The following is a 13,087-nucleotide window of genomic DNA, read 5'->3' on the forward strand; positions in this document are numbered from 1 at the left end:
ACGTTCACGTTCACGCCTGGAATGTGGCAATACGCACGGTATCGTGCATAACAGCGATGTTTTCACACACTATCAGGGTTCTGTTTGGTTCCGAGAGCCGGTTTCGCGTCGAACATCGCAGTCGTGTCGCGCAATATGAGTCGTGTAGGCATCAGTTGGTGGGGGGCATCAACATCGCGGCTTTCGAGCAGTGCAAGGGTGAGGGCTGCGGCGGTGCGGCCGAGCGTCAAGGGTTCTTGTCGGATGGTTGTCAAATCTGCGATATGCGCGATGTCGGCGTCGTCGAATCCGATGATCGAACAATCGTCGGGGACGCGCAGATGTTGGCGGCGGAGTTCTTTAACGAGTGCCACGGCCAACTCGTCGGTTTCCGCGCAAACTCCCGTTGGTCGTGGTGATAGGGAGAGCAACTGTGCGGCAAGCTGACGCGCAAGGAGGGCAGTAGTGTCTCCCCGCGCGGTAAGCGTATGGGAAGGGATACGAAGTTTGGTTGCGGCATCCCGGAAAGCGTGAACTCGCGCTGTGGTGCTGTACACCATGTCGGCAGGTGCTTCGCCGCCCACGAATACGCAGCGTTCGTGCCCGAGCGATTGCAGAAGATGCAGCGCTTGCGTCATGCCATCCGTATCGTCTACGTTCACTGATGCGTCAAAACCGGTGGTGGCCGGCGCGTCCAAGCCAACCACTGGCATGTGCATGGCGTGCAGTTGATCGTGGAGTGCTTCGCTGAACTCAAACGAAGAAACAATGATGGCGTCGGCGTTGCGGTTCTTGGGCAGCTCTTGGAAATACCTGTCGAGCTGTGCGCGGTTGGTGATGAATGAGGGGATGACGTCGTAGCCTTGCGGCGTAAGCGTTTCGTACACACCTTGCAGCACGTTGGCATTGAACCATCCGTTAAGTGTTCCCGACACTAGGAGCAGAATGCGCATCGCGCGGCCGGAGGCCAAGGCGGACGCGCTTTTGGAAAGGCTAAAGTTAAGCTGATCCGCGGCGTCGCGAACCCGTTCTTTGGTGGAGGGGCTTACATTGGCGGCGTTGCGCAGTGCGCGCGACACGGTGGCGGGGGACACGCCGGCCAGCGTGGCCACGTCGTTGATGGTGGCGCGGGTACGGCGGTCGTCAGTCACGGTGGAACCTCGATTGCGTCGGTATTGGTTGCTTGGCGTCGGCGGTGCGACATCCTCTCACCTATATGATAACGCTTACATGGACAGAGGAGCCGTCAATATGTCGTATATACCTAGATTGTTATGATTTATTGGCGCGTGTTGTTGCGCGTATAGCCCTCCCGTGCTGTAGTGGCGTGTCGCATAAATGAAAGCGCTATCATAACTCACGAATGATGTGGCGAAGACGTCTTGCACAACTTTGCCGCAGTGCAAAGCGCACGGCGCTAGATGTGGCATGCAAACGCTGCCACACAAAGCGATGCGGCGCATTGTTAGAGAACACTCAGAGCCGAGGAGAAGCTCATGACCAATACCGAACAACATAGCGCTTACGATCCTTCGCTGTGGTGGAAGCAGGCGGTTGTCTATCAGGTGTATCCGCGTTCCTTCAAGGACTCCACCGGATCGGGCCTGGGCGATATCGCCGGCGTTGCCGCCAAGGTGCCCTATTTGAAGCGACTGGGCGTGGATGCCATTTGGCTCAGCCCGTTCTATCCTTCGCAGTTGGCGGACGGCGGCTACGATGTGGACGACTACCGCAACGTGGATCCCAAGCTCGGCACCATGGAGGATTTCGATGCGCTGACCAAAGCCGCGCATGAGGCCGGTATCAAGGTGGTGGTTGATATTGTGCCGAACCATTCGTCGAACTTGCACGAGTGGTTCAAGGCGGCGCTAGCGGCGGGACCCGGTTCCCCGGAGCGCGACCGGTACATCTTCCGTGAGGGGCGCGGCGAACACGGCGAACTGCCGCCCACCAATTGGACCGCCTGCTTCGGCGGCTCGGCGTGGACGCGCGTACCCGACGGTCAGTGGTATCTGCACATGTTCACCGTGGAACAGCCCGACTGGAATTGGAACCATCCCGAAGTGCGCGAAGACTTCAAGAAAACCCTGCGATTTTGGCTGGACCACGGCGCCGATGGCTTCCGTGTCGACGTGGCGCACGGCTTGGCGAAGGACCTCGACCGTGATGACCTCGACGACTGGGATGTGACCGAAAGCGGGATGCCTTCCGACGGCAGCCACCCGCTGTATGACCGCGACGACGTGCATGCCATCTACCGCGAATGGCGCGAGGTGTTCAACGAGTACGATCCGCCGGCATTCGCTGTGGCGGAAGCGTGGGTGAACCCTGACCGTCAGTATTTGTATGCCGGCGCCGACGAGTTGGGGCAAGTGTTTAATTTTGAATACGCCAAGATGGATTGGGTGCGCGACGATTTGCATACGGCGATTGAAGAAGGGCTGGCGGCTGCCGAGCGTTCTGGCTCGACGTCGACGTGGGTGATGAGCAATCATGATGTGCCGCGTCATGCGAGCCGATATGGCTTGCCTCAGATGGACACTCAGGGCGCTCACCATCAGTTGGCCAAGGATTGGCTGCTGCGCGATGGCAAGACGTATGTGGAGAACCGCGAGCTTGGCGCTAAGCGTGCGCGTGCGGCGATTCTGATGGAGCTGGCATTGCCGGGGTCGGCGTACCTGTATCAAGGCGAAGAGCTGGGCCTGTATGAAGTGGCGGATATCCCGTGGGATCGGCTTGAGGACCCGACGGCCGTCACCAGCGCTGGCGCGCACAAGGAGAAGGGCCGTGATGGGTGCCGCGTGCCGTTGCCATGGGTTGGCGCGGATGCTGCATCGTTCGGATTCTCGCCTGCGGTGAAGGTCCCGGGGGCGGGCGTGAGCCAGGAGCAGGCTGGTGAAGCTTCGCATGAGCCGCATTTGCCGCAGCCTCGCTGGTATAGCTCGTTCGCAGCTGATGTGGAGGATGCCGACCCGCGGTCCATGCTGAATTTGTATCGCAGGGCGCTGGAGTTGCGCCACGAGTTGATGCCTGCTGACACGCAGCTGCAGTGGTTGCCGCAGGACCAGGCGTCCGAGGTGTGCGATGGCGCCGATGGGCATCGCGGTGGCGTGATTGCCTATCGCCGTTCGAATGGTTGGGCGAGCATCACCAATTTCGGCGCTCAGCCGGTGGATTTGCCTGCGGGCGACGTGCTGCTGGTGTCTGTTGAACTGACGGCTGACGGCAAGCTGCCGCAGGATGTGACCGCTTGGGTGCAGCTGTAAGGATGTGACGGCAAACGGAGGGCGGCGTCGGTTTCCGACGTCGCCTTTTGCGTGCGTGCCGCCTCTTTGCATGTGTTGTATTTATATGTCAAGTGGTAAAACTCAATTGTAACGTTTGATTAAGCATAATTGACGATATGTAGTTGGCCTAGTCCGGGAATATTCATGGTTTTTTCCCGAGAATATAAGGTATTTTTCGGTATCGGTTATAAGTTTTATGAGCTGATACCTATATTTTTTGTCCATTATATGAACATGGGTTGATTGTTACGTGGTATAAGGGATACGTTTTCCTCCAATCTCATCAGGAGTGAAAGGGGAAACGAATCATGAATAAGCGCATCTCGAAAGCGGGAAACCCAGCCACCGTGCCGACCATCTGACGCACGGAGGCGCACGCCATGCTCAAATATATCGCCAAACGTATCGTCAACTATGCGGTGATGCTGTTCGTCGCCATCTCCATGACGTACTTTCTCGCAAGCGCGTTCATGGATCCGCGGTCGAACTATCTGCAGCGCCATCCCCAGCCGCCGATCGAATCCATCAACCGTACGCTGACCAACGCGAACATCAACGATCAGACGCCGGTGATACTGCGTTATTTTCGTTGGCTGAAAAACATCGTCACTAAATGGGATTGGGGTCTGGCTCCCGACCAATCGCCGGTCGGACCTGCGGTGGCGTCGCGCATCGCCGCGTCCGTCCAGCTGGTCACCATCGCCACGGTCCTCGGCATCCTGATCGGCGTCAGCATTGGTGTATACACCGCCATCCGGCAGTATCAATGGCAGGATCGCGCGCTCAACGCCGTGGCGACGTTCTTCCTGGTGATTCCTCCGGCGGTGTTTGGTCTGTTTGTGGTGTTCGGTGCGATTGCATTGAACAATCTTACGGGTGTGCGCCTGTTCTTTGTCACCGGTTTGCATTCATACGAGGGGTCGAACCCGTGGGCGGCGTTCGTGGACTTCCTGCAGCACATCGTGTTGCCCACCATCGTGATTACGATTCCTGGCGCGGTGAGCTACCACCTGACCCAGCGTACGTATCTGTTGGATACGATGAACGCCGATTACGTGCGTACGGCTCGTGCCAAGGGCCTGACGCTGAACCAGGCGATCCGCAAGCATGCGTTGCGCACTTCCCTGATTCCCACCACCGTGAATGTGGCGTTTTCCATCGCCAGCGTATTCACCGGCGCGGTGATTACGGAAACCATCTTCGCCATCAATGGCCTGGGCCGGTATTTTGTGACGACCATCGCCAACAACGATATCAACGGAGCGGTATGTATCGCCGCATTCGGCGGCGTGTGCACGCTGACGGGCGCGCTGTTGGCCGATATTTTCTCGGCTTGGCTCGATCCGCGTATCCGGTTGAACTAAAGGTGGTGTAAGGCAATGGAACAGAACAAACAACAGACTGCCGCGCAGCAATCGGACCGGCCGTCGCAACTGCCGCAGGATACGGCGACTTCTTCGGTGACTACGACTTCGGAAGCGGCTCCGGTTGCCCCCAACTTCAAGCGCACCGGGCGCATGACCTTGTATGTGCGGCGGTTCTTCCGCCGTCCTTCGGCGGTATTCGGCTTGGTGATGCTGCTGGTGCTGATCGTGTTCGCCGTGTTTGGTTCGCATTTCTCCAAGTGGAGCTATGAAGATTTGGACTTCACCGCATTGGGTGTCGCTCCGAACGCCGAGCACTGGATGGGCACGACGAGCGGCGGCTCGGACTTATACGCCATGGTGGTGCGCGGTTTGGGGCGCTCGCTGAGCATCGGTATCTTGAGCTCAATGTGTACGACGGCAATTGCCGCGGTGATCGGCACGGCCGTGGCATTTTTCGAAGGTTGGGTGGAGAAGGTCGGCATGTGGATATTGGACATGCTCCTGGTGGTTCCTTCCTTCCTGCTTATCGCCATGATCGTGCGTTCCGCCGGTGGCAATTCGGGGTGGCTTGGCCTGACGTTTGGCCTTACCGTCTTTGGATGGATTGGCTATGCGCGTGTGCTGCGCACGCTGACGATGAGTTTGCGCGAGCTGGATTATGTGAAGGCGGCGAAGTTCATGGGCGTTGGTTCGTTCACGATTATTCTTCGTCATTTGATCCCCAATCTCGGCTCCGTGCTGATTATCAATACGGTGCTGGGCGTGGTCGGCGCGGTGAGTTCCGAAACGTCGTTGAGCTTCCTTGGCCTGGGCATCAAGGCGCCTGACACGTCGTTGGGTACGCTGCTCAACGAGGGACAGTCGGTATTGCTGACTGCGCCATGGGTGCTGATTTTCCCGGCGGTAACGCTTATTGTGCTCACGTTCTCCGTGCAGCTCATCGGCGATGGTTTGCGAGACGCCATCGATCCGTATTCGCGCTCTGGCGGCAAGGCGGAGTGACGGCCGTATCCATACGGCGAGGAATGTGCAGACACGGCGTGGCATACGTTGCGGTGCACGATGACAAACACGTTGAGAAATAAGGGGAAACAGAAATCATGAGTTGGTTGAAGACGAAAGTCAAAACAGCGCCTGGACAGACGATTCCCGCGCAGGCGGCGACTATGCAGGACGAGGCGATGATCCATTCGATCGCCAAGCAAGGCGATGTGGTGCTGGATGTGCGCGACCTGCATGTGAGCTTTGCCTCCGAAGCGGGCACGGTTCGTGCGGTGCGCGGTGTAAGTTTCGCCTTGAAGCGCGGTCAGACGCTGGGCATTGTGGGTGAGTCCGGTTCGGGTAAGTCGGTCACGTCCATGGCGGTGATGGGGCTGCTCAGCCCTAATGCGAAGGTCGAGGGTTCGATTCGTTTCCGTGGCGAGGAGCTGCTCACCAAAACCGATCAGGAGATGAGCAAGCTGCGCGGCAACCGCATTGCGATGGTGTTCCAAGATCCGTTGTCCGCGCTGACGCCGGTGTATAGCATCGGCGATCAGTTGAAGGAAGCGTTGGTCATTCATAATCCTGATATGACGGCCGAGCAGATTACGGCTCGTTCGATCGAATTGCTGCAGTTGGTGGGTATTCCGAACGCTGAGGAGCGGCTCAGGGCGTATCCGCATCAGTTCTCCGGCGGTATGCGCCAGCGTGTGGTGATTGCGATGGCGATTGCCAATGATCCGGATGTGATTATCGCCGATGAGCCGACCACCGCCTTGGATGTGACGATTCAGGCACAGGTGTTGGATGTGTTGCGCAAAGCGCAGCAGGAGACGGGTGCGGCGCTGATTTTCATCACGCATGACTTGGGTGTTATTGCCGGCACGGCTGATGACATTATCGTCATGTATGCCGGCCGTCCGGTGGAGAGTGCGCCGGTGGATGATATTTTCTTCCGCCCGGTGATGCCGTACACGATGGGCTTGTTGGGCGCGGTGCCGCGTTCGGACCGTAAGAAAACCAACCGTTTGGTGCCGATTCCGGGTGCTCCGATGAACTTGGTGAATTTGCCGCAGGGCTGCCCGTTCGCGCCGCGTTGCCCACTGGCTACCGAAGCATGTTTGGCGAGCGAGCCGGAGTTTGTGGCTGTTCCGGGGCGCAAGGGCCAGTTTGCGGCGTGCCATCGCATGCAGGATATTCTCGACCGTGGGTTGACGTTCTCCGACGTGTATACGGTGGGTGAGTCGTCGGTGTCGAAGTTTGCGGGCGTGCCGCGCGAGAAACGTGAAACCGTGCTGGATGTGCAGGGCTTGGTCAAGACATTCCCGTTGACGTCCGGCGGCTTGATGCGCCGCAAGATCGGCGAAGTGCATGCGGTGAACAAGGTCTCGCTGAATGTGCGTGAAGGCGAGACGGTGGCGCTGGTGGGCGAATCCGGATCGGGTAAATCCACCACATTGTTGGAGATTATGGGATTGCAGCGTCCGCAGGCGGGAACCATCACCTTGTTTGACCGTAACGTCGGCGAGAAGATGAGTCGCGCGGAGCGCCGTGATCTGCACAGCCAGGTGCAGTTCATTTTCCAAGATCCGATGAGCTCGCTTGACCCACGTCTGCCGGTGTATGACATTTTGGCGGAGCCGTTGAAGGTGCTGCATTACAGCAAGGAGGAGATCAACAATCGTATCGCGGAACTCATGCGGCTGGTCGAGCTGAACCCCGATCAGGTGGATCGTTTCCCCACGCAGTTTTCCGGCGGCCAGCGTCAGCGTATTGCCATCGCCCGCGCGTTGGCGGTGAATCCCAAGTTGGTTTTGCTGGACGAACCGGTGTCGGCGTTGGATGTGTCCATTCAGGCGGGCGTGATCAACTTGCTGGAGGATCTGCAGAACAAGCTGGGCGTGGCCTACCTGTTCGTAGCACACAACCTGTCGGTGATTCGCCATATTTCCAGCCGGGTCGCGGTGATGTACTTGGGCAGCATCGTGGAGCAGGGCGATACGTCGGATGTGTTCGACAACCCGCTGCATCCGTATACGCAGGCGCTGTTGAGCGCCGTGCCGGTGCCCGACCCGGAGGCGGAGCGTTCTCGCCAGCGCGTGGTGTTGGACGGCGAATTGCCCAGCCCGACGGAGCGTATTGCCGGCTGTCCGTTCGCGTCGCGATGCCCGTTGCGGCAGACGTTGAGCGAGGAACAGCGTGCGCGGTGCGATGGCGAATTCCCCGAATTGCAAGTCTCGCAGATGCAAGGCGACCATAAGGTGGCGTGCCATTTCGCACTGGCCTGAGCCGGCCTCACGTCTGCCCCGCAAGGCGTGATACCGCCGCCGCAATGGCGGGCGGTGTGCGTCAACCATATCTGTGGTGTTCCGGCGTAAGCTGCCGTTCTTCCGGAGGAGCGGCAGCGCGGAACACTGGCGGCATATCGCCGCTTATCCGGATTCCACACCGGCCATAACGGCCACGAGTAAGAGAGGATGACACCATGACGAGGCTCATGAAGCGTCTGACAGCAGCAGGAGCGACCGTAGCGGCGCTGGGTATGCTGCTTTCGGGTTGCGGCGGCAACACGAACGAAACCACACAGGCCGAGGGAACTCCCGAACCGGCTTCCGGTTTTCCTGCGGATTACGAGGGCGCGTACCCCATGCCTGACAAGGACAAGGCGTATAACAATCCGCAGGACCGTGACAATGTCAAGGATGGCGGCACGTTGACGTTGGCCACTACTTACACGCCGAATTGGAATATGTTCAGCGTGGACGGCAACACCGGCTATATGGGGGAGCTATGGCAGTGGTACATGCCGCAGCTGCTGAAGTTCGACGTCAAGGGCAACATGTCCTTCAATAAGGATTACATCACCGACGCCAAGGTGACGAGCGAGGATCCGCTGACCGTCGTATACACCATCAATCCGGATGCCAAGTGGAACGACGGCAAGGAGATTGATTGGACGGCGTTCAAGTCAACGTGGGAAGTGTGCAACGGCACCAATCCGGAATATAATCCGCCGATGACTGACGGCTATTCGTCCATCAAGAGCGTTACGGAAGGCGAGAACGCCAAGCAGGCTGTGGTGACGTACAGCACGCCGTATTATCCATGGCAGAGCGTGTTCACCACACTGTACAGCCCGGAGGCCACCGACCCGAAGACCTTCACGCAGGGTTGGGTTGACAATCCACACAACGAGTGGGCCGCCGGCCCGTTCAAGGTGGAAAGCGCCGATGAAAACGGAGCGGTCTTTGTGCGTAATGAGAACTGGTGGGGAGACACGCCAAAACTGGAGAAGGTAACTTACAAATACATGGAGGACACCGCGCAGCTCAACGCCTTCAAGAACGGCGAGATCGACTCGGTGAGCTTCTCCAGCAACAACAGCCTGCAGACGGTGAAGGATACGAAGAACATCCAGATCCGCTTGGGCTACAGCCTCAACACCAACGTGCTGACCTATAACGGTAAGTCCGGTGCACTCAAGGACATCAAGGTACGTCAGGCCATCACCGAAGCGCTGGATACGGACACAATCATCGAGGTGCTGTACCAGGGTCTGAATTGGAAGGCGTCCGCGCCTGGTTCCGAAGTGTTCCCTGTGTTCCAGGAAGGCTATGAGGACAATCGTCCGGAAGCCGCCCGCAAGGTGGATGTCGACGCTGCGCAGAAGTTGCTGGAGTCCGCCGGCTACAAGAAGGGCGACGACGGCTACTATGCGAAGGACGGCAAGACGCTGGATATCCGCTACACCTATTTCGGCGATGCGGCTACCGGCACGGCCATGGCCAAGGCGTATCAGCAGATGATGAAGACGGCTGGCATCAAGGTGACGCTTGATAACCGCGACACCTCCAAGTTTGCGACGACGGTGACGAGTGGCGACTACGATGTGCTGCCCATGTCGTGGCAGGCGACCAGCCCGTTCGGCCAGCTGAACATGTCCCAGCTGTATGGCTCGAAGTCTGAATCGAACTACACCTATGTGGGCAGCGATGAGGTGGACAAGCTGGTGGCGGTTCCCGGCACGATTGAGGATCAGAACAAGGCCGTGAAGGCTGCGAATAAGGCGGAGAAGGCTGCGCTGGAGCTGTATGGCACGGTGCCGCTGAGCACTCCGCCGGCATTCTATGCGGTGAAGGCTGGCCTGGCGAACTGGGGTCCGGCTGGTTTTGAAAGCATGGATCCGGTGAACATCGGCTGGCAGAAGTAAGCCGCGGTCGGCGGCTTGTGGCTGGGCGGCTTGTGGCTGTGGGGCTGACCGCAGCCTCCGCCGCTGCCGCCGTCACATTTGGCGACCGCCGCCAAGATGCGGTCGCTTCCAAACGGCCTCCGCTGCCAAAACTGTCGGCAGCCCGGATGGCATGTACTGCAGGGCTGCCGCAGAGCCAAAATACAAGACTTGGCGGGGATGACGCGCACGTTTTCGTTTCTCCTTTTTCGTGCGGGCATTCCGGCCAACACCAAAAACAAGCGGGGAGCGTGACTTTGAGCATGAGTCGCGCTCCCCGCTTATATGCTTATGCAGTGCGATTAATACAGTTCGGTGACGTCGTTGCAGGCGTCGGCGATATGCTCGTCGCAGGTGACGATGATCACGCAGCGTTTGCTGGCTGCGTCCGCGAGGGACAGCAGCAAGTTTTGGATGGCGGCCGCGTCGGCAGGATTGAGTCCGGCGGTCGGCTCATCCGCGATAATGACTTCGGCATCGCAGGACAATGCGCGAGCCAATGCTACGCGACGTTGTTCGACGTCGCTGAGGTCGCGGGTCAGTGTGTGCGCGAAGGTGTCGATGTCGTCGGTGGTGAATCCTACGCGTTCAAGAAGTTCGCGGGCAAGCGTTCGTTTGGGCTTGATGAAAGAACGGTTGGATGCGTCCATGGCCATGACCAGATTGTCGATTGGCGTGAGGTCGCCGCGCACCGCATACCGCTGCGGAACGATGCCGAGTCGGTGCCCTCGAGCGGTGATCGGCTCCAGCTCATGGAGGTCGGCACTGCGGTATCTCACCGTGCCGGAGGTGGGAAGACGCAGGCCTGACACCACTTGCATCAACGTGGTATGGCATTCCGTATCGTTGCGGTCTACGAGCAGGGCGTGCGTGGCGCCGTCGTAACATGCCATCGTGATGTGGTCGAGCGTATCGCGCCCGGTTTTGGGGTTTGACACGGTGACATCCTGCATGGAAAACGTTGGATACACCTTGAGCAGCGATAGGTCGTCTCGTCCTCGCAGCTTACGGTCGATGTGCGAAGAAGCCGTATTCGCCGCTGATGCCACTGCGCTGCCCGCATTATGAGTGTCGTCCGTATCATCGGTGGTGGTATTGGAGTCTGCGACGGCATCATCCGACGTTGTAGCGGCTGCATCGTAGACAGCATCCACATGACGGGTGGCCGCTTGCACAATGGTTTCATCCACGGCCGGAACAACGGTGTCATCGTCCTGCGAAGCGTCGGCATCATCGGCAGTTTCGGCGGAGCCGTCACCCTCGGCATCCGTGGCTGACTCGACTTCCGGCGATGCGGAATTCCAATCATCCGTCCAGTCGTCGCTCCAATCTTCGCCGTTTACCGGTCCTTGATCGTCGGGCAACGACGTATCGGCGTCGATGTCGTCATCGAACACAATGCTGAACGTCAGTGCGTCGGCAGGTGATGCATCGGTGGTAGTGCCGTCGTCTTCATCGCCGTCTGCATGGTCCGAGTTGTCGGCGTCAACGGTGGTGTCGGAGTCAACAGTCTCGTGGTCATCCACGCCATCTTCGGTAGGATCGATATGTTCGGCGGCGTTTGTCATCTCGACGTCGTCGAGCGGTTCGTTGTCGTTGCCGGTGGCCGTAGTGTCATGCTCGCTCATATCAGTCCTCCTCGTGCTCGCTGACGATGTTGCCGACGGTATCGTCAGCATCGTTGGTTGCGTTGTCGTCGCGGTGTTCATATGTCGTTTCATCTGTTGGCTTGGTATCAATATCGGTAGGTTCACCGGCGTTGATACCGTCGGTTTCGCTGTCCAGGGCATTCAATGCCGCATCCCTCGGTGCGAATACCGTCGCGTCGCGCATCATCAGCGCGCGCATCAATGCGATCAGTGCCAACACCAGGCATACGCCCAATCCGTACAGTACGGTTTTGCCGACCAAAGCGCCGGTAGCCGCAGTGGCGTGACCGTGCGTGAGCGCCGATCCAAGCGGGCCTGCAGTCCATGCGCCAAGTGCGGTGCCCACGGCCAACGCCGGGATGGTGAGCATCCATACTTCCAACATCATCTGCCATCCCAGGCGAGCTCGAGAAGCGCCGACCATAAGCCCGAAGGCAAGCTCTTCGGTGCGCCCGCGCAACGCCAGCGTGACGAGGATGAGCAGCAGTATGCCCGCAACAATCCACAAAGTGATCAGCGCGATGCGAGTGGCGTCGGCGAGCTGGTTCAACGGTTGAATGGATGTCTCGTATCGGTTAATCACCGGCGAGGTCACTTCGTGAGTCTTGGGAAGCTTTGCCTTCGTCACGGCCTTAACCATGGTGTCGTATTGTGTGGGGCTGCTGAGCTTGAATATGATGTTGAGATCGGGAATCGCCCACCCGCTGGCATCCGCAGCATCCAACATGTTGGAACCAAACGTGTAATACGTCACGTAAATAGCATTGTTGCGGTTGTCTTTGGCGTATTTTGCATCATTGCCGTAGCCGGCCGGTGCGCTGCCGGTGTATTCGTAAATGCCGCGCACGGTTAAATTGATGGTTGTGTCGGGATTGGTAGGGTGCCCAACCGTCAGGGAATCGCCGACCTTGAGATGGTTGGCATCGGCCAGTTCTTGCGAAATCAGCGCACCATTTTTGGCGTTTGCGCCGTTGTAGCGCAAATGCTTGCCTGAAACGATGCGATAGCGCCCAAACTCGTTTTCATGAGCCGCGTCCAGCGTATAGAAGGCGCGCAGCGTAAAGTCACCGCCGGTGCTCTCCGCGTCGGCTTCCGTGGTGTGTGAGGTGGTAACCGCATGCAAATCACCGGTTGCGCGAACGGGTACGGATTCCGCCAGCGTATAGTCAAATTGCAGTCCCTTGTTTTGCATCGCGGTGGCATACTTGGTGTAGTCGTCCCAAGAAAGATACTGCTTCGTCCAGTTCGCGTCAGCGCCGTCGCGCTTGGCCAAAGTGGTCTGCGTCGGGCGGATTACCGCGTTCGGGGCGAGGGCGTCATAGTCACTGCCCACGGCCAGCGACCGTTCGTGAAGTACTGCCATGCCAAATATCGATCCAACAGTGGCAACGAGGGCAACGAGTACGGTGCCGGTGGCGCGCCAGCGATGGCGGGCAACCGTGCCCCAAGCGTTTGTCATCACAAACATGCGGCTTCTCCAATATTCTCTATCCGTGTGCGCTGTGCAACGTGCAAGCGCTGTGGTCTCGGACAATGTGCGGTGTCATCGTTGGCGGCGGTGACCGCACACTATGTGTAATGTAACCACTGATACAT

The 13,087-nt window shown here is 58.6% G+C and carries 8 protein-coding genes; 5 read left to right on the forward strand and 3 right to left on the reverse strand.

Translation table 11 applies throughout. From position 1 onward, the window contains the following. Positions 1 to 62 precede the first annotated feature (62 nt). Positions 63 to 1,130, reverse strand: coding sequence for a LacI family DNA-binding transcriptional regulator (locus AC1AWK_RS06795; RefSeq protein WP_476569228.1), 1,068 nt, complete (start codon positions 1,128 to 1,130; stop codon positions 63 to 65). A gap of 345 nt (positions 1,131 to 1,475) precedes the next feature. On the opposite strand from AC1AWK_RS06795, the gene AC1AWK_RS06800 reads away from it, so the two are divergent. The 5 genes from AC1AWK_RS06800 (at position 1,476) to AC1AWK_RS06820 (ending at position 9,824) form a co-directional block, all read left to right on the forward strand. Then, positions 1,476 to 3,245: a glycoside hydrolase family 13 protein gene (locus AC1AWK_RS06800; RefSeq protein ID WP_476569230.1), complete on the forward strand. Its 1,770-nt coding sequence runs from the start codon at positions 1,476 to 1,478 to the stop codon at positions 3,243 to 3,245. Positions 3,246 to 3,646: 401 nt separating this feature from the next. Continuing rightward, positions 3,647 to 4,630, forward strand: coding sequence for an ABC transporter permease (locus tag AC1AWK_RS06805; RefSeq protein WP_476569232.1), 984 nt, complete (start codon positions 3,647 to 3,649; stop codon positions 4,628 to 4,630). Between the two features lie 15 nt (positions 4,631 to 4,645). Further along, on the forward strand, positions 4,646 to 5,635 hold the full coding sequence (locus tag AC1AWK_RS06810; protein ID WP_476569234.1) for an ABC transporter permease: 990 nt from the start codon (positions 4,646 to 4,648) through the stop codon (positions 5,633 to 5,635). Between the two features lie 164 nt (positions 5,636 to 5,799). Continuing rightward, entirely contained in the window at positions 5,800 to 7,902 is a 2,103-nt protein-coding gene (locus AC1AWK_RS06815; protein ID WP_476569680.1) for a dipeptide ABC transporter ATP-binding protein, read from the forward strand. Between the two features lie 197 nt (positions 7,903 to 8,099). Beyond that, the gene (locus tag AC1AWK_RS06820) at positions 8,100 to 9,824 is read left to right on the forward strand and encodes an ABC transporter family substrate-binding protein (RefSeq protein WP_476569236.1); all 1,725 of its coding nucleotides are present in this window, start codon (positions 8,100 to 8,102) and stop codon (positions 9,822 to 9,824) included. Positions 9,825 to 10,144: 320 nt separating this feature from the next. Here the strand turns inward: AC1AWK_RS06820 and AC1AWK_RS06825 are convergent, their stop codons facing one another. After that, on the reverse strand, positions 10,145 to 11,470 hold the full coding sequence (locus tag AC1AWK_RS06825; RefSeq protein ID WP_476569238.1) for an ATP-binding cassette domain-containing protein: 1,326 nt from the start codon (positions 11,468 to 11,470) through the stop codon (positions 10,145 to 10,147). 1 nt (position 11,471) lies between these two features. Then, positions 11,472 to 12,959 (reverse strand): ABC transporter permease, encoded by a 1,488-nt coding sequence (locus tag AC1AWK_RS06830; protein ID WP_476569240.1) that lies wholly within the window; start codon positions 12,957 to 12,959, stop codon positions 11,472 to 11,474. Between the last annotated feature and the right edge of the window lie 128 nt (positions 12,960 to 13,087).

It is taken from the genome of Bifidobacterium sp. LH_491, from assembly GCF_056356495.1.